Consider the following 16,840-nt stretch of genomic DNA (forward strand, 5'->3'; position numbering starts at 1 on the left):
TAAGATTGCGCAAACTTGTAAGAAAAACTCACAGGTAAAATGGCCCACGACCTCCCTCCCCTCAACGCCCTTCGGGCTTTCGAGGCTGCCGCACGGCTCAACAGCGTCAGCCAGGCGGCCGAAGCGCTGCACGTCACCCATGGCGCCGTCAGCCGGCAGATCAAGGTACTTGAAGAGCACCTGGGCGTCGCGCTGTTCGTGAAGGACGGGCGTGGCATCAAACTCACAGATGCCGGCGTACGTCTGCGCGATGCAAGTGGCGAAGCTTTCGATCGCCTGCGCAGCGTGTGCGCCGAGCTCAGCCACAACGTCAGCGAGGCGCCGTTCGTGCTGGGCTGCTCGGGCAGCCTGCTGGCGCGCTGGTTCATCCCGCGACTGGGGCGGCTGCAGGCGGATTTACCTGAACTGCGTCTGCACCTTTCGGCCGGTGAAGGCGACCTGGACCCACGGCGGCCAGGGTTGGATGCGCTGCTGGTGTATGCCGAGCCGCCATGGCCGGCGGACATGCAAGTGCATGTGCTGGCCGAGGAGCGCATCGGGCCGGTGCTCAGCCCGCATTTCGCCGGTTTCGAGCGCTTGCATGGCGCGCCGGCCAAGGCTTTGCTGGACGAAACCTTGCTGCACACCACCTCGCGCCCGCAGGCTTGGCCGACCTGGGCGCTGGAACAGGGTTTGGAGCCGGCGGCCCTCCACTATGGCCAGGCCTTCGAGCACCTGTATTACCTGCTGGAAGCTGCCGTGGCCGGGCTGGGTGTGGCGATTGCGCCGCAGCCGCTGGTCGCTGACGACCTGCGAGCTGGCCGTTTGAGTGCGCCGTGGGGCTTTTCACCTACCCCTGCGGCATTGGCGCTGTGGGTGCCCAGGCGCGCCGCGGACGGGCGCGCCGAGCAGTTGGCGCAGTGGCTAAGGGCGGAACTGGCGCGACAGGGCGCTTAGTTGCGTTTGCACATCAGGTACGCCGCCAGCAAGCCTAGCGCGCCAATGGCAACGCCGGCAGTTGTGTACGGGTGTTCCTGGGCATAGTCGCGGGTGGCGATGCCGGTCTGGCGGGTGCGGTGTTTCACTTCCTCGTAGGCATCGCTCAACAGGTGGCGCGAATGACGCAGGGCACTCTCGGCGTTGCTGCGGATTGCCTTCACCGATTTTTGGGACTCCTCCGACGCATCATGCTTGAGGTTTTCCAGGCTTTTCAGAAGGCTCTCGATCTCCGCTTCCATGCTTTCCAGGGACGTTCTACGCAGCGAATTGCGGTGCATGTTGACTCTCCTTTGCAGTATGGGCTGTAAGGATTGCGACCTTGGGCACGCGGGAAAGTGCGATCGAACTTTCGTCAATGGTGACCGCTCGCAGGTAAACCAGGCCTGCGCTGCTAGGCTCAATCTCACCATCATCCGAGGAGAGCGCTCATGACCGATCATCACACCTACAAGAAGATCGAGCTGGTGGGGTCTTCGACCACCAGCATCGAAGAGGCGATCAACAATGCCTTGGCCGAAGCCGGCAAGAGCATAAAGCACCTGGAGTGGTTCGAAGTGATAGATACCCGTGGCCATATCCGTGATAACAAGGCGGCGCACTTCCAGGTCACGCTGAAGGTCGGCTTCCGTATCGCCAATAGCTGAAACACTGCCGGGCTGGATGAGCCCGGCATGATGGGGTATTTAGGGAGGGGGCGCCTTGGCGGGCGCCTTTTCTGATTTCATCTGCACAAGGAAAGCGAGTGATGAACAAACTGATTCTGGCGCTGGGCCTGATGACGCTGGCCGGTGGAGCGCTGGCGGCGGGCAAGCCGTGCGAGGAGCTCAAGGCAGAGATTGCGGCCAAGCTGGATGCCAAGGGGGTCACCGGCTACAAGCTGGAGATCGTCGACAAGGGCGACCCGGCCGGCAAGGTGATTGGCAGCTGCGAGGGTGGTACCAAGGAGATTGTGTACCGCCGCGGCTAATATGCTGGCCTCTTCGCGGGCTCGCCCGCTCCCACAGGCATATCACAGGCCAGAGAGCGACGCTGTACCTGTGGGAGCGGGCAAGCCTGCGAAGAAGATCACGCGGTCTTGAGAGCCTGCGCCATCAGTTCATAGGACCGAATCCGGTCCGCATGCTCATACAAATCACAGGTGAAGATCAGCTCATCTGCCCCGGTCTGCTCCAGCAGCACTTCCACCTTGGCCCGCACCTTCTGCGGGCTGCCAATCATCGCCAGGCCGAGGAAGCTACCCACCGCGTCCCGTTCATGGGGCAGCCACAGCCCATCCATGCTTTCCACAGGCGGCTTCTGCATCAGGCTCTGCCCGCGAATCAGCGCGAGGATGCGCTGGTACACCGAAGTGGCCAGGTACTCGGCCTTTTCGTCGGTTTCCGCCACCACCATGGGGATGCCCAGCATCACATACGGCTTGTCCAATGTGGTCGAGGGCTTGAAGTGGTTGCGGTACACGCGGATCGCCTCGTGCATGTAGCGCGGCGCAAAATGCGAGGCGAAGGCGTAGGGCATGCCGCGCATGCCGGCCAGTTGAGCGCTGAACAGGCTAGAGCCGAGGAGCCACATCGGCACCTCGGTATCGTGCCCTGGCACGGCGATCACTTTTTGATCATCGGTACGCGGGCCGAGGTAGCGTGACAGTTCCTCGACATCGTCCGGGAAGTCATCCGGGCCGCCGGCGCGGTCGCGGCGCAGGGCGTAGGCGGTCATCTGGTCGGAACCCGGTGCGCGGCCCAACCCCAGATCGATGCGTCCCGGGTGCAGGCTGGCCAGGGTGCCGAACTGCTCGGCGATCACCAGCGGCGCATGGTTGGGCAGCATGACCCCGCCAGAGCCCACGCGAATGCTCGAGGTCCCCCCGGCCAGGTAGCCGATCAGCACCGAAGTCGCCGAGCTGGCGATGCCGTCCATGTTGTGGTGCTCGGCTACCCAGAAGCGGTTGTAGCCAAAGCGCTCGACGTGCTGCGCCAGGTCCAGCGAGTTGCGCAGCGACTGCGCCGGGCCGGCGTCGGCGCGTACCGGCACCAGGTCGAGGGTGGAAATCTTCAGGTCACGCAGCTGCGTCATGGAGCCTCCGCAAAGGTGTTTGGCCACAGGCCTTTTCAACTCTGTATGGGCACATTCGACGGATTCAATGCTTGCCGTGCGATTGCTCTGAACTTGCCGTAGGCGGCTGACCTCTGAAGCCATAAGCATGTAACCCGAGACCAGGAGGCATCATGAAAAAGACAGCATCGGCGATCTGGCAAGGTGGCCTGAAGGACGGTAAAGGCCTGCTTTCTACCGAAAGTGGCGCGCTAAAGCAGAACCCCTACGGCTTCAACACCCGTTTCGAGGGCTCGCCCGGTACCAACCCGGAGGAGCTGATTGGTGCGGCGCATGCCGGCTGTTTCTCGATGGCGCTGTCGATGATGCTGGGCGAAGCGGGGTTCACCCCGGACAGGATCGACACCGCTGCCGAAGTGACACTCGACAAGCAAGCTGATGGCTTTGCCATTACGGCGGTGCATCTGGTGCTCAGGGCCAAGGTACCTGGGGCGAGTGAAGCGCAGTTCTTGCAGATCGCCGACAAGGCCAAGGCCGGGTGCCCTGTGTCCAAGGTGTTGAACGCGAAGATCAGCCTGGATGCAGCGCTGGTGGGATGAAGCCGTGCAATGAGGGCGGTTTGCTGTAGTCTAAACAGCGTCGGCAGCACGCTGCCCTTTCAGGAGCCGTTTCATGATTCGCGTAGCAATCACCGTGTTGGCTTCCCTGGTCGCCACATCTGCGTTGGCGGCGGTCAAGCCGTGCGAGGAGCTCAAAGCCGAGATCGAGGCCAAGATCCAGGCCCAGGGTGTTTCGTCCTATACCCTGGAGATCGTGCCCAACAGCGAGGTCAAGGACCAGAACATGGTCGTCGGGACCTGCGATGGCGGGACCAAGAAGATCATTTATCAGAAGAATGATCGGTAGATTCCAGAGCCTGGGGTTGCGAAGCAGCCCCATATCAAGGAATGCAGAACACCTCGCTAGGCTCGTTCACCACCACCTTGCGGCTGCCGTCATACAGTAGCACTTGCGGCTCCATTACCGGCGCCCGTGCCTCCAGGCGATAGCGCTCACCGGCCTTGAAGTTGTCAAAGCGCACAGTCAGGTAGCAGGTACGATCCCGGGGCTGGGTCATGAGGCCGCCCCCGTAGATCTCGTAATCGAAGCGCACTACCAGTTCGTGCTTGCCCGGCGTCACCTGGAAGTAACGGCCATCTTCCAGGCGCTTGCCGTCGAGGCGGTCGGCCATGATCACCCTGCCGGGAGTCATGGTGTACAGATCGACCCAGGCCTGCTTGGGGTCGACGGGCGGCAAGGGGCTGGCGCATGCCCCCAGTGCACTGAGGGCGATCAGCATCATGGGCTGGCGCATGGCAAGACTCCCACTTGCGACTTATAGGCTACAAGCATAGCGCCGTTTGTGCGTTTCAGGTGCGCTGGCAGCCTGCAGGCGAGCCCTGGCCAACCAGCTTTTGCTGACGGTCATAGAGTTTGATCCAGGGGCGGAAGCCGATGCTGCCAGCCTGCAACTGGTAGCGCTGACCGGCACTGAAATCCTTGAAGGTCAGCTTGACCTGGCAATCCCGCCACAAAGGCTCCTCGACCGGGCCGATATTGCTGGGGGTAACCGGAAACTGGTAGCGCACGGTCAGCTCGTGGCTGCCGGGCTGTACTTCGAAGTAACGGCTATCGGCCCAGTCGCGTTCATCTACCTGCACAGCGTGCAGCGAGGTGTTGTCGTAGGGCGTGAGGTCGATCCAGGCCTGGTTCGGGTCCGTGTCTGGCAAGGTCGAACAGGCGGATATCAGCAGCAATGAGCCGGTGACCAACAGTGCACGCATGGCGAAACGCCCCCTTGGCGAGATAGTCTTGGAGTGAATCGGCCTTGAGCGAGTCAGACAGTTCCGGATGCTTCGACTTATTCTTATGCAGCGCTCAGGCCCTGGGCCACTCGACCTTGTTTTCACCCGTTTGGTTCCCCTGCTGGCGGTGCTCCTGCTGAACGGTTGTAGCAGCGCCGCCTACTATGGGCAGTTGGCCGAGGGCCAGTGGCAGCTGCTACGCGCACGGCAGCCGGTGGAGCAAGTAGTGGCCAACCCGGCCACTTCGGCGCAATTGCGCGCGCGCCTGGAACACGCCAGGCAGGCGCGGGTATTTGCCAGCCAGCAGCTGAAGCTGCCGGACAATCGCAGCTACCGGGTGTATGCCGACATTGGCAGGCCCTATGTGGTGTGGAATGTGTTCGCTACCCCCGAGTTGTCGTTGCAGCCAGTGACGCACTGCTTCCCGATCGCGGGGTGTGTGGCCTATCGCGGTTATTATCAGCAAGGCGCGGCACGTGGGGCGGCGGCGTTGATGCGCCAGGATGGCATGGATGTGTACGTGGGCGGCGTGGAGGCCTATTCGACTCTGGGCTGGTTCGACGACCCTATCCTGTCGTCGATGGTGGGCTGGAGCGACGAGCGCCTGGCCACGCTGATCTTCCATGAACTGGCCCACCAGCGCTTCTATGTGCAGGACGACACCGAGTTCAACGAGTCGTTTGCCTCCTTCGTCGAGCAGGAAGGCACGCGGCAATGGCGTGTGGCGCGGGGCCTGGCTGCCTCTGGCGGGGAGCAGGGGCAGCAGCGTGAGCAATTCATCCGTTTGGTGCTGGCCAGCCGCGAGCGGTTGCAGGCGATTTATGCCGGGCCTCTGGATGATGTGCAGAAGCGGGCGGCCAAGCAGGCGGAGTTCGAGCGGCTTAGGCGGGAATACCGGCAGGTGCGTGATGCCCAGTGGGGTGGTGACAAGCGTTATGACGCCTGGATGTATGGGCCGATGAGCAATGCCAAGTTGCTGCCGTTCGGGCTGTATGACCAGTGGGTACCGGCGTTTGCGGCGGTGTTCCGTGAGGTGGGTGGGGACTGGGAGCGGTTTTATCAGCGGGTCGAGCAGTTGGGGCAGTTGCCGATTGAAGAGCGGAAGGTGGCGTTGCAGCGGTTGATGGTGAACCTGTGAGAATTTGGGGCCGCTTTGCGGCCCATCGCGACGCAAGGCCGCTCCCACAAAGGTCCTGCTTACGCCGATCGATGTGGGAGCGGCCTTGTGTCGCGATGGGCTGCAAAGCAGCCCCCAGGCCATCAAGCCTTGAGAAATGCCTGATGCATCTCGGCCAAGGTAGCAAAGTGGTAGGCCGGCTCTTCCGCCATCAGTTCTTCCTGGCTACCAAACCCGTACCCCACCGCCACCGCCTGCAAGCCATTGCTGCGCGCACCGATCAGGTCATGCTTGCGGTCGCCGATCATCAGCGTCTTCGCCGGGTCCAGCCCTTCTTCCTCAAGCAGGTGACGAATCAGCTCGACCTTGTTGGTGCGTGTGCCATCCAGCTCACTGCCATAGATCACCTTGAAGTGGTGGTCGAAGGCGAAGTGCCGGGCGATTTCGCGGGCGAACTTCCACGGTTTGGAGGTGGCGATGTACAGCGTGCGACCCTGCCCGTTCAGGGCCTCGAGCAGCTCCGGCACACCTTCGAACACCAGGTTTTCGTACAGGCCGGTGACGCTGAAGCGTTCCCGATAGAAGTTCACCGCATCCCAGGCCTTGGCTTCGTCGAAGCTGTAGAATTGCATGAAGGCCTGCAGCAGGGGTGGGCCGATGAAGTGCTCGAGGCGGGTGAGGTCCAGCTCATCGATGCCCAGTTTGGCCAGGGCATACTGGATCGAGCGGGTGATGCCCTGGCGTGGGTCGGTCAGGGTGCCGTCGAGGTCGAAGAGGATGTTTTGCTGATGCATTTGCGGGTTCCACTTTGAATGCTGCGTGGTCTTCTTCGCGGGTAAACCCGCTCCCACAGGGATATCACAGGGCCTGAGGCCGGCGCCGTACCTGTGGGAGCGGGTTTACCCGCGAATGCGGTCATTCAGGTTGATCGTAGCCTTCGGCCAGATGCTGGTCCTTGAGCTTCACGTAGTTACTGGCGCTGTAGGCGAAGAACGCGTGTTCCTGGTCGTTCAGCAACCGAGCCTGCTTCACCGGGCTGCCCATGTACAGGTACCCACTGACCAGGCGCTTGCCCGGCGGCACCAGGCTGCCGGCGCCGATGATCACTTCGTCCTCCACGATGGCACCGTCCATGATAGTGCTGCCCATGCCGACCAGGATGCGGTTGCCCAGGGTGCAGCCATGCAACATGACCTTGTGGCCGATGGTCACTTCGTCACCGATGATCAGCGGGAAGCCGTCCGGGTTGAACGGGCCGGCATGGGTGATATGCAGCACGCTGCCGTCCTGCACGCTGGTACGCGCGCCGATGCGGATGCGGTGCATGTCGCCGCGTATCACAGTCAAAGGCCATACGGAGCTGTCTTCACCGATTTCCACGTCGCCCAGTACTACCGCCGATCGGTCGACGAAGGCCCTGGGCCCAACTTTCGGAGTGTGTTGCTGGAAGCTTCGGGTGGCCATGATAGCGTCTCTCATCTGTGCCGATAGGCAGGCTGCCTGCTGCGGTCGGCGTCGATTGTAATTAAGATGGGGCAGTGTTTCTTCTGCCAAGGTATCCAAACCGTGAGTGCGAACAACCCGCTTCTGCAGTCCTACGATCTGCCGCCCTTCTCGCAAATCCGTGCCGAACACGTGTTGCCGGCGATCGAAGCGATCCTGGCCGACAACCGTAAAGCCATTGCCGAGATCCTCGAAAAGCAGGGCAAGAACCCTACCTGGGCTGGCCTGGTGCTGGCCATGGACGAACTGAATGACCGCCTGGGCGCCGCCTGGAGCCCGGTCAGCCACCTCAATGCGGTGTGCAACAGCGCGGAGCTGCGCGAAGCGTACGAGTCATGCCTGCCGGCGCTGAGCGCCTACTCTACCGAACTGGGCCAGAACCGTGCGCTGTTCGAAGCCTACCAGGCGCTGATCGACAGCCCCGAAGCCGCCGGCTTCGATGTGGCGCAAAAGACTATCCTCGAGCACGCCCTGCGGGACTTCCGCCTGTCGGGTATCGACCTGCCGGCGGATAAACAGCAGCGCTACGCCGAAGTGCAGAGCAAGCTCAGCGAGCTTGGCAGCCGTTTCTCCAACCAGCTGCTCGACGCCACACAGGCCTGGACCAAGCATGTTACCGACGAAGCCGCGCTGGCCGGCCTGACCGATTCGGCCAAGGCGCAGATGGCCGCGGCCGCCCAGGCCAAGGGCCTCGACGGCTGGCTGATCACCCTGGAATTCCCCAGCTACTACGCGGTGATGACCTACGCCAGCGACCGCGCCCTGCGCGAAGAGCTATACGCGGCCTACTGCACCCGCGCCTCGGACCAGGGCCCGAATGCCGGCCAGTTCGACAACGGCCCGGTGATGCAAGAAATCCTTGACCTGCGCCAGGAGCTGGCCGAACTGCTGGGCTACAAGAACTACGCGGAGCTTAGCCTGGCCACCAAGATGGCCGAGTCCAGTGACCAGGTGCTGAGCTTCCTGCGTGACCTGGCCAAGCGGTCCAAGCCGTTCGCCGCCCAGGACCTGGAGCAGCTCAAGGCTTATGCCGCCGAGCAGGGCTGCCCTGAGCTGGCCAGCTGGGACGCCGGGTACTTCGGCGAGAAGCTGCGCGAGCAGCGCTACAGCGTGTCGCAGGAAGCCCTGCGCGCCTACTTCCCGATCGACAAGGTGCTGGGTGGCCTGTTCAGCATCGTGCAGCGCCTTTACGGTATCGAGATTGCCGAGCTCAAGGGGTTCGACAGCTGGCACCCGGATGTGCGCCTGTTCGAGATCAAGGAAAACGGCCAGCACGTCGGCCGCTTCTTCTTCGACCTCTACGCGCGCGCCAACAAGCGTGGCGGCGCCTGGATGGATGGCGCGCGTGACCGTCGCCGCACAGCCGCTGGCCAGTTGCAGAGCCCCGTGGCCAACCTGGTGTGCAACTTCACCCCGGCCGCGCCCGGCAAGCCGGCGCTTTTGACCCACGATGAAGTCACCACCTTGTTCCACGAGTTCGGCCACGGTCTGCACCACATGCTGACCCGCATCGAGCATGCCGGTGTATCCGGTATCAACGGCGTGGCCTGGGACGCGGTCGAACTGCCGAGCCAGTTCATGGAAAACTGGTGCTGGGAGCCGGAAGGCCTCGCACTGATCTCCTCCCACTACGAAACTGGCGCCCCCCTGCCCCAGGACCTGCTGGACAAGATGCTGGCGGCAAAGAACTTCCAGTCGGGAATGATGATGGTGCGCCAGTTGGAGTTCTCGCTGTTCGACTTCGAGCTGCATGCAACCCATGGTGACGGCCGCAGCGTGCTGCAGGTGCTCGAAGGCGTGCGCGACGAGGTGTCCGTCATGCGCCCACCGGCGTACAACCGCTTCCCCAACAGCTTTGCGCACATCTTTGCTGGTGGTTATGCGGCGGGCTACTACAGCTACAAGTGGGCCGAGGTGCTGTCGGCAGACGCCTTCTCGCGCTTTGAGGAAGAAGGCGTGCTGAATGCCGAAACCGGCCGAGCCTTCCGCGAGGCGATCCTGGCACGTGGTGGTTCGCGCGAGCCGATGGAGCTATTCGTCGACTTCCGTGGCCGTGAGCCTTCCATCGATGCCTTGCTGCGCCATAGTGGCCTGAGCGAGGACGCTGCAGCATGAGCGAGGTAGCCGTGAACAAGACCAAGAAACGCTTCATTGCCGGGGCGGTATGCCCGGCGTGCAGCGAGACCGACAAGCTGATGATGTGGAACGAAGACGGCGTACCGCACCGCGAGTGCGTGGCCTGCGGCTTTACCGACACCCTCAACGAGCAGGGCTTGTCGGTGCCGAAGGAACTCGGCACCCGGGTCAATCATCTGGAACCGAAAGCCGCGCCGGCCAAGGTACAGACGGTGCAGTTCTTCCCCAACCCGAAGCTGAAGAAACCGGCTGAATAAAGCCGTCGTGCCGCCCGGGCGCCGTGCCCGGGCCGGCATGCCCGGGTGGTAGATAATCAGGCCACCTACTGCACGCTGGCCATGCAAGCTCACCTGCTCTTCCCTACGAGCAAGGTGTTGCACCATGGATAACCCACTTCTGCAAGATAGCCATATCCCCGTCGATTATCCGTCGATCACGCTTCAAAACATGCAAGTTGCCTTCGACCACGTGCTGTTGGCGCACGAGCAAGGCATCGAACGCATCATCCGCGACCAGCAGGCACTGCCAACCTGGGATGACATGGTGCTGGCGGTGGACGGGCTGGATAGTCAGCTTCTGACGGTGTTGTATGCCGCCTCGCCATTGGTTGGTCGGGATGAAGCCTGGGCTGGTGCCATTTCCGACTTCTTCGCCAAGGCTACGGAGCGGTTCGAACAGAAATTCACCAACTCCGCACTGCAGGCCCTGTATGAGCGCTTGGCCAACAGCGACATCGGCAAGCAGCTGGATGCCCAGAAACGCGCTACGTTGCGCTGGCATCTGCACAAGTTCGCCTCCAGTGGCGCATCGCTCGACCCCGCAGGCAAGGTTCGCCTGGCCGAACTGCTGAAACAGATCGGCACTGCGCGGGAGGCGTTTCGCAGCAACATCAACCGGCCAGGGCTGAGCATCACGGATGAATCTGAACTGAGCGGTGTACCTCAACGCATTCGTGACGAGCTGGCTACAAGGGCACAGGAGGCGGGTGAGCCGGGGTGGTTGATTGCGTGTGAAAGCGTGACCACCGATGCCGTGCTCAAACATGCTGACAACAGGCAGCTGCGCGAGCGCGTGTACCGGGCTTATAACACCCGAGGCGTCGGCCTTGACCAACAGCAGGATAATCGCTCGCACCTGGAGCAACTGGCGAGGCTGCTGGAAGAAAAGGCCCACTTGCTCGGCTTTGCCAGCCATCTGGAGCAGAGCCTGCATTCGAAGAGCGCGGGTTCGGTTGCCCAGGTGCGCGGCTTTCTTCATGACCTTGCCGACCATGTGCGGCCGGCCGTGCTGCAGTGGCGTGCAGATATGCAGCATCAGGCCGCAGCCAAAGGTCTGGAGAATGTCCAGCCCTGGGACATTGCCTATCTGCAGGCCTCGTCGCGCGAGGTGCTTTCCACCGAAGCCTTGCGCGAACACTTCCCGCTGAATGCCGTGGTCAGTGCATTGCAGCAGTTGGCGGAAAAACTGTTTGGCGTAACGCTGCTGGCCAAGCCGCTGGCAACCTGGGATGACAGCGTGCAACCGTTCGAGGTGTGGCAGGACAACGCCTTGATCGGTTTCCTGTACCTGGACGCCGTACAGCATGCCGGCAAGCAACCTGACTCGGTGTTCACCACCTACATTCGCAACCGCCGGGTCGATGCCGAGGGAATCTTCCAGGCGGCCTCGGTGGTGGTCTACAGCGACGTGCCTGCAGCGCTGCCGGGTAGCCAGCCGTTACTGGACCATCTATCACTGCGCAAGCTGTTCCATGAATTTGGCCATGCCTTGCACCATTTGCTGGTGCGCACGACCAACCACGTGATGTCCAACGTCACCGAACTCGGTACCGATGGCGTGGAACTGTTCGGCAAGCTGTTTGAGCGCTGGGTCTGGGACGCGGATTACCTGGTGGCGATCTCTTCGCCACTTCAGGATGGCAGCAAGCTTTCCCGGGCCCGGGTCGATGAATGCCTGCGCCGCTTGCGGCAGCAAGGTGTGGAGGAAACCGCGCGCGACCTGAGCATGGCGCTGTTCGATCTGGACCTGCATGGCACGCCGAACGATGGCCGGTCCCTCGAGCAGCGCCTGGGCGATGCTCGTGAGCGTTGTGGCTACTGGCCCTTGGCCGATTTCGAGCACCCGGCGCATGCCTTCGACCATCTGGTAAATGGCTACGATGCCGGTTATTACGCCTATCTATGGTCGGACGTGCACGCATTCGACCTGTTCACCCGCTTCAAGGCCCAAGGCCTGCTGGACCGGGCCACAGGCCGGGCGCTGCAGGAGACATTGCTTGCCCCTGGGGCATCGCGACCTTTACGTGACGGCATTGAGGCGTTTCTCGGCCGGCAGTCAAGCCAACTGCCCTTCCTGCGTTGGCATGGCCTGAAGTGAGAGTGGGCTGACCGGAGGTGCTGGAAAGAATCAGGCATGCGCGATACTGTACATGAATACAGTATCCGAGGTATGCCATGATTCCTCCAGCACCGCAAAAGGGCCGTGGCACGGCGCACAATCCGCACAACCGCTTTGCCCCCAGCCATTCGATGGCGGAGGATGACGGCTGGTATCAGGAGGTGCCGCAAACCCAGGGCACCGAGGTACGGGTAGAGACGGCCAAATCGGTGATCAGCCGCAATACATCGCCCGACCTGCCCTTCGACCGTTCCATCAACCCATACCGTGGCTGCGAGCACGGTTGCATCTACTGCTATGCCCGCCCTTCCCACGCTTACTGGGACCTTTCCCCCGGCCTGGATTTCGAGACAAAGCTGATTGCCAAGACCAACGCCGCCGAGGTGCTTGCGCAACAATTGAGCAAACCGGGTTACGTGTGCGCGCCGATCAACCTGGGTTCCAATACCGACCCGTACCAGCCGATCGAACGTGAACAACTGCTGACCCGGCGCCTGCTCGAAGTGCTGCTGCGTTTTCGCCACCCGGTGACCATCGTCACCAAGGGGTCGCTGGTGCTGCGCGACCTCGACCTGCTGGCCGAGATGGCTCGCCAGCGCCTGGTGCGGGTGATGATCAGCCTGACCACGCTGGACGATGACTTGAAACGGGTGCTGGAACCGCGTGCGGCGTCACCCAAGGCGCGCTTGCGGGCGATTCGCGTGTTGCGCGAGGCGGGAGTGCCGGTGGGCGTGTTGTGTTCGCCGATGATTCCGATGATCAACGACAGTGAACTGGAACGGCTGCTGAAGGCGGCGAGGGAGGCAGGTGCACAGAGCGCAGCCTACATGATGTTGCGCCTGCCGCTGGAAGTGGCACCGTTGTTCGAGCAATGGCTGCAGGACCATTACCCGCAGCGGGCGGCGCATGTGTTGAGCCTGATCCGCCAGAGCCGCGGCGGCGAACTGTATGACAGCCGCTTTGGTGCGCGCATGCGCGGTGAAGGCGTGTTTGCCGAGTTGCTGGCGCAGCGTTTTGCCAAGGCCATGAAGCGGCTGGAGTTCAAAGGGCGAGAAGCGCATGCGCTGGATTGTTCGGCGTTTTGCCCGCCGGGTGGGCAGATGGCGTTGTTCTGATGCTTGAGCAGAGCACGGTCTTTGTGGGAGCGGGCGCGCCCGCGAACACCGGCGCAGCCGGTGCCATGTACCGAGTTGTCTCCTTCGCGGGCACGCCCGCTCCCACAGGTTCTGCGCAGGTTCCGGGTTCCCACGTGTGGCGCATTGCCAGCCCTCAATGCAACTAATTCAAGTTGATAATTGCAGTAATGGCTCTTGGCAGTTGATGTTTTTTTGCTATTATCCAATACCCGCCTTTCTCATCTGGAACACCCGTTTTAGAGCCTTCGAATTAAGTTTCAGTTAAGTTTTCCCCGCTAGCGTAGGAAATCAGTCTTCACCGACTGTGATCTATGGCCCGTGCGTGTCATCTAAATCCCTGCATAGCCAGAATCTTTCACCGGTAAAATGGATTTACCTACACACCGTCAAGAGGATGAATCATGCCCGTCAAGGACCCATCCAAGGTCGTACCGCAGGTCCCCGCGGAGAGCGCCGATGCCGCCCTGAAGCACATCGTCGACGGCTTCCTGCGTTTTCACCATGACGTTTTCCCCGAGCAGCAAGAGCTGTTCAAGAAGCTCGCCACCGCGCAAACCCCGCGAGCCATGTTCATCACCTGCGCCGACTCGCGCATTGTTCCCGAGCTGATCACCCAAAGTTCACCTGGCGACCTGTTCGTGACCCGTAACGTCGGTAACGTGGTACCGCCGTATGGCCAGATGAACGGGGGCGTTTCCAGCGCCATCGAATACGCCGTACTGGCGTTGAAAGTGCATCACATCATCGTCTGCGGCCACTCCGACTGCGGCGCCATGCGTGCCGTACTCAACCCGCAATCGCTGACCAAGATGCCGACCGTGTCCGCCTGGTTGCGCCACGCCGAAGTGGCCCGCACCGTGGTCGAGAACAACTGCTCGTGCGGCAGCGAACATGAAACCATGCAGGTGCTGACCAAGGAAAACGTCATCGCCCAGCTGCATCACCTGCGCACCCACCCTTCGGTGGCTTCGCGCCTGGCAGCCGGTGAGCTGTACATCCATGGCTGGGTCTACGACATCGAGACCAGCAAGATCGAAGCCTACGACGCCGCCAGCGATACCTTCCTGCCCTTGGCTGCTGGCGAGCCGGTCCCCTGCGCTACTCCGAGAGGCCGCTACTAAGCGACCCATCCACCCGCTGGAACCTTGATAGCCGGCTGCACCCCGTAGGGGTGTGGCACGGCCTTCGGCTGCCTTGAATTCCCTGACTGCCTTGCCGGCACGCCCGCTGGCGGCCCGCGCCTGCGCGCTCGTCAGGGGCAAACGTGCCCACGGCCAGGGGAATGGCTGTGTGACAAAGAAAGGAGAAACACGGTGAACATTACACAGTTGAAAGCGGCCCTGCCGCGTGAGTTGCTGGCGTCGGTGGTGGTCTTCCTGGTGGCACTGCCGTTGTGCATGGGCATTGCGATCGCCTCTGGCATGCCACCGGCCAAAGGCCTGATTACCGGCATTATCGGCGGTATTGTCGTAGGTTTCCTCGCCGGTTCGCCGCTGCAGGTCAGTGGCCCGGCCGCAGGTCTGGCGGTATTGGTATTCGAGCTGGTACGCCAGCATGGCATGGCCATGCTCGGGCCGATCCTGCTGCTGGCCGGCTTGCTGCAGTTACTGGCCGGGCGCCTGCGCCTGGGCTGCTGGTTCCGGGTTACCGCTCCGGCGGTGGTGTACGGCATGTTGGCGGGGATTGGCGTGCTGATCGTGCTTTCGCAGGTGCATGTGATGTTCGACACCGCGCCGCAGCCATCCGGCATGCAGAACCTGCTGGAGTTCCCAGCGACCGTGGCCGCCGCCCTGCCGCAGGAAAGCGCCGGCTCTGGTTGGATGGCCGGTGCGCTTGGCCTGGGCACCATCGCCATCATGTGGAGCTGGGAGCGGCTGCGACCGCAGCGGCTGCGCTTCGTCCCGGGTGCCCTGCTGGGTGTGTCGGCCATGACGGCCATCAGCATCTGGCTGGCTTTGCCGGTGAACCGCGTACAGGTGCCGGCCGACCTGTCCGAGGCCATCGACTGGATCCGCCCTGGTGACCTGATGCAACTGGCCGACCCTACCTTGTTGGTCGCCGCTTTTGCCCTGGCCTTCATCGCCAGTGCCGAAACCTTGTTGTCGGCTGCAGCGGTTGACCGCATGCACAGCGGCCAGCGTTCGGACTTTGATCGTGAGCTGTCGGCCCAGGGCATCGGCAACATGCTGTGCGGGGTGCTCGGTGCGTTGCCGATGACCGGGGTGATCGTGCGTAGCTCGGCCAACGTGCAGGCAGGTGCGCAGACCCGGGCTTCGGCGATCTTCCATGGTCTGTGGCTGCTGGCGTTCGTTGTGGCGTTGAGCAGCGTGCTGCAGCAGATCCCGGTGGCGAGCCTGGCGGGTGTGCTGGTGTTCACCGGGGTCAAGCTGGTGGATTTCAAGGCGTTTCGTGGGCTGGGCCGCTATGGCCGCATGCCGATGTTCACCTACGCGGCGACGGCGCTGGCGATCATCTTTACCGACCTGCTGACCGGTGTATTGCTGGGCTTTGCCCTGACCTTGCTGAAGCTGGCACTGAAGGCGGCTCGGTTGAAGATCAACCTGGTCAGCCTGGAAAAGGCTGGGCACATGGAATTGCGGCTTAGTGGCGCGGCCACCTTCCTCAAGGTGCCGGCGCTGACCCAGGTGCTGGATAGCGTACCGGCGGGGACCACCCTGCATGTGCCGTTGGGTAACCTCAGCTATATCGACCACTCGTGCCTTGAGCTGCTTGAGGATTGGGGGCGCAGTAATTCGGCCAATGGGTCGCGGTTGCTGATCGAGCAGCGGCGCTTGAAGCGGCGGATCGAGGGGCGGATGCGGACTACGGCGGGGGTTGGGGCCTGAAGCTGAAAGTCTGTATCGCCTGAACTGGCCTCTTCGCGGGTAAACCCGCTCCCACAGGTACTGCACAGGCTATGAACCCTGTGGAGTACCTGTGGGAGCGGGTTTACCCGCGAAGAGGCCGGGACAGGAACTTCAGGCCGGCTGGCCCAGCTCCACCCCCAACTGCCGCGACAGGCACGGCCAGCGCTTCCACGCCGCGCCCGTTTCCGGACTGCTCAATTTCTCGCGGTAGGCCTCCACCGACTCCACCGCGAAGCTTTCGTCGTTCAACATTTCATCCACCGAGTGGTGCACCACTTCATCCAGCTGGTTGGCAAACGTCTCGCCAATCAACTGGTGGGCAATTAGGTTGGCGACGGTGGTGTCGACCGGGATCAACGGTTGCTGGAAGTGACGGATGTACAGGTCGTTCACCTCTTCCACCAGGCGGTGCGCCAGGTAGGCCTCATCCAGCAGGCAGTCCAGGCCCATATGCCCTTGCATCAGGCTGGGCGGCTGCAGGAAGTAGGCTTCGGCGATTTTCAGTACAGGTTTGATCTGCGATTCGATCCCGGCCTCGCGGGCGACCTCATGGGCGGCCTCCAGCAGTTCCGGAACCTGGTCGATGTAGGCGCTGACGAAGCGCGCCAAAGTACCCTGGGCGTCCTGCTCAGGCAGTTGGATCGAGGGGTGCAGGTGGGGCAGTTGCAGCTCGAGACGCTTTTTCAGTTGGCCGGTCTGGCCTTCGTGTTGATGGGCTTGGCTTACCTGCTCGCGTACAGCAGCGATGTTCATGACAACTCCAGGGACATTACGTTTCAAACGGAAGACACTAAATTAGCTCGGTATACAGAA

Annotated in this window: 19 protein-coding genes; 12 read left to right on the top strand and 7 right to left on the bottom strand. The window is 62.2% G+C overall.

Translation table 11 applies throughout. The features are described from left to right. The first annotated feature begins 39 nt into the window (after positions 1-39). Complete coding sequence (locus KDB76_RS00460) at positions 40-936, top strand: LysR family transcriptional regulator (protein ID WP_013970281.1); 897 nt, start codon at positions 40-42, stop codon at positions 934-936. On the opposite strand, the gene KDB76_RS00465 is transcribed toward KDB76_RS00460, so the two are convergent. Continuing rightward, positions 933-1,256, bottom strand: coding sequence for a DUF883 family protein (locus KDB76_RS00465; protein WP_003261039.1), 324 nt, complete (start codon positions 1,254-1,256; stop codon positions 933-935). The two genes, KDB76_RS00460 and KDB76_RS00465, sit on opposite strands and share 4 nt — an antisense overlap. Before the next feature lie 150 nt (positions 1,257-1,406). Here KDB76_RS00465 and KDB76_RS00470 point away from each other — a divergent pair, with 150 nt between their 5' ends. Further along, positions 1,407-1,622 (top strand): dodecin, encoded by a 216-nt coding sequence (locus KDB76_RS00470; protein ID WP_013970282.1) that lies wholly within the window; start codon positions 1,407-1,409, stop codon positions 1,620-1,622. Positions 1,623-1,723: 101 nt separating this feature from the next. After that, the gene (locus tag KDB76_RS00475) at positions 1,724-1,945 is read left to right on the top strand and encodes a DUF1161 domain-containing protein (protein WP_023661435.1); all 222 of its coding nucleotides are present in this window, start codon (positions 1,724-1,726) and stop codon (positions 1,943-1,945) included. A gap of 98 nt (positions 1,946-2,043) precedes the next feature. Here KDB76_RS00475 and KDB76_RS00480 read toward each other — a convergent pair whose 3' ends face one another. After that, a complete protein-coding gene (locus KDB76_RS00480) occupies positions 2,044-3,048 on the bottom strand; it encodes an LLM class flavin-dependent oxidoreductase (protein WP_013970284.1) in 1,005 nt (334 codons plus the stop codon). A gap of 152 nt (positions 3,049-3,200) precedes the next feature. Here KDB76_RS00480 and KDB76_RS00485 point away from each other — a divergent pair, with 152 nt between their 5' ends. Together KDB76_RS00485 and KDB76_RS00490 are read left to right on the top strand one after the other, a co-directional pair. Then, positions 3,201-3,626, top strand: coding sequence for an OsmC family protein (locus KDB76_RS00485; protein ID WP_013970285.1), 426 nt, complete (start codon positions 3,201-3,203; stop codon positions 3,624-3,626). 73 nt (positions 3,627-3,699) lie between these two features. Next, positions 3,700-3,933, top strand: coding sequence for a DUF1161 domain-containing protein (locus KDB76_RS00490; protein ID WP_003261043.1), 234 nt, complete (start codon positions 3,700-3,702; stop codon positions 3,931-3,933). Between the two features lie 34 nt (positions 3,934-3,967). Here KDB76_RS00490 and KDB76_RS00495 read toward each other — a convergent pair whose 3' ends face one another. Both KDB76_RS00495 and KDB76_RS00500 read right to left on the bottom strand, forming a co-directional pair. Then, positions 3,968-4,381, bottom strand: coding sequence for a hypothetical protein (locus KDB76_RS00495; protein WP_013970286.1), 414 nt, complete (start codon positions 4,379-4,381; stop codon positions 3,968-3,970). Positions 4,382-4,436: 55 nt separating this feature from the next. Further along, entirely contained in the window at positions 4,437-4,850 is a 414-nt protein-coding gene (locus KDB76_RS00500) for a hypothetical protein (protein ID WP_038408476.1), read from the bottom strand. 85 nt (positions 4,851-4,935) lie between these two features. On the opposite strand from KDB76_RS00500, the gene KDB76_RS00505 reads away from it, so the two are divergent. After that, the gene (locus KDB76_RS00505; protein ID WP_038408478.1) at positions 4,936-6,009 is read left to right on the top strand and encodes an aminopeptidase; all 1,074 of its coding nucleotides are present in this window, start codon (positions 4,936-4,938) and stop codon (positions 6,007-6,009) included. A gap of 122 nt (positions 6,010-6,131) precedes the next feature. Here the strand turns inward: KDB76_RS00505 and KDB76_RS00510 are convergent, their stop codons facing one another. Together KDB76_RS00510 and KDB76_RS00515 are read right to left on the bottom strand one after the other, a co-directional pair. Continuing rightward, positions 6,132-6,782, bottom strand: coding sequence for an HAD family hydrolase (locus KDB76_RS00510; RefSeq protein ID WP_038408479.1), 651 nt, complete (start codon positions 6,780-6,782; stop codon positions 6,132-6,134). Positions 6,783-6,903: 121 nt separating this feature from the next. Continuing rightward, entirely contained in the window at positions 6,904-7,452 is a 549-nt protein-coding gene (locus tag KDB76_RS00515) for a gamma carbonic anhydrase family protein (protein ID WP_023661439.1), read from the bottom strand. A 66-nt stretch (positions 7,453-7,518) separates the two neighbouring features. On the opposite strand from KDB76_RS00515, the gene prlC reads away from it, so the two are divergent. From prlC to KDB76_RS00545, 6 genes are all read left to right on the top strand, one after another. Beyond that, positions 7,519-9,606, top strand: coding sequence for an oligopeptidase A (gene prlC / locus KDB76_RS00520; RefSeq protein ID WP_023661440.1), 2,088 nt, complete (start codon positions 7,519-7,521; stop codon positions 9,604-9,606). Beyond that, positions 9,603-9,884, top strand: coding sequence for a YheV family putative zinc ribbon protein (locus KDB76_RS00525; RefSeq protein ID WP_013970292.1), 282 nt, complete (start codon positions 9,603-9,605; stop codon positions 9,882-9,884). Before prlC ends, KDB76_RS00525 begins: the two co-directional genes overlap by 4 nt. A gap of 124 nt (positions 9,885-10,008) precedes the next feature. Next, positions 10,009-12,003: a M3 family metallopeptidase gene (locus KDB76_RS00530; RefSeq protein ID WP_013970293.1), complete on the top strand. Its 1,995-nt coding sequence runs from the start codon at positions 10,009-10,011 to the stop codon at positions 12,001-12,003. A gap of 77 nt (positions 12,004-12,080) precedes the next feature. Next, complete coding sequence (locus KDB76_RS00535) at positions 12,081-13,139, top strand: PA0069 family radical SAM protein (protein ID WP_013970294.1); 1,059 nt, start codon at positions 12,081-12,083, stop codon at positions 13,137-13,139. Between the two features lie 422 nt (positions 13,140-13,561). Next, positions 13,562-14,281 carry a carbonic anhydrase gene (locus KDB76_RS00540; RefSeq protein WP_013970295.1) on the top strand — a complete coding sequence of 240 codons (720 nt, stop codon included), beginning with the start codon at positions 13,562-13,564 and terminating at the stop codon, positions 14,279-14,281. Between the two features lie 192 nt (positions 14,282-14,473). After that, entirely contained in the window at positions 14,474-16,006 is a 1,533-nt protein-coding gene (locus KDB76_RS00545; protein WP_013970296.1) for a SulP family inorganic anion transporter, read from the top strand. Between the two features lie 132 nt (positions 16,007-16,138). Here the strand turns inward: KDB76_RS00545 and KDB76_RS00550 are convergent, their stop codons facing one another. After that, complete coding sequence (locus tag KDB76_RS00550; RefSeq protein WP_013970297.1) at positions 16,139-16,780, bottom strand: hypothetical protein; 642 nt, start codon at positions 16,778-16,780, stop codon at positions 16,139-16,141. Between the last annotated feature and the right edge of the window lie 60 nt (positions 16,781-16,840).

Origin of the sequence: Pseudomonas sp. JS425, assembly GCF_018223845.1 — a bacterium.
In the GTDB taxonomy this organism is placed as follows: Bacteria; Pseudomonadota; Gammaproteobacteria; order Pseudomonadales; family Pseudomonadaceae; genus Aquipseudomonas; species Aquipseudomonas asiatica.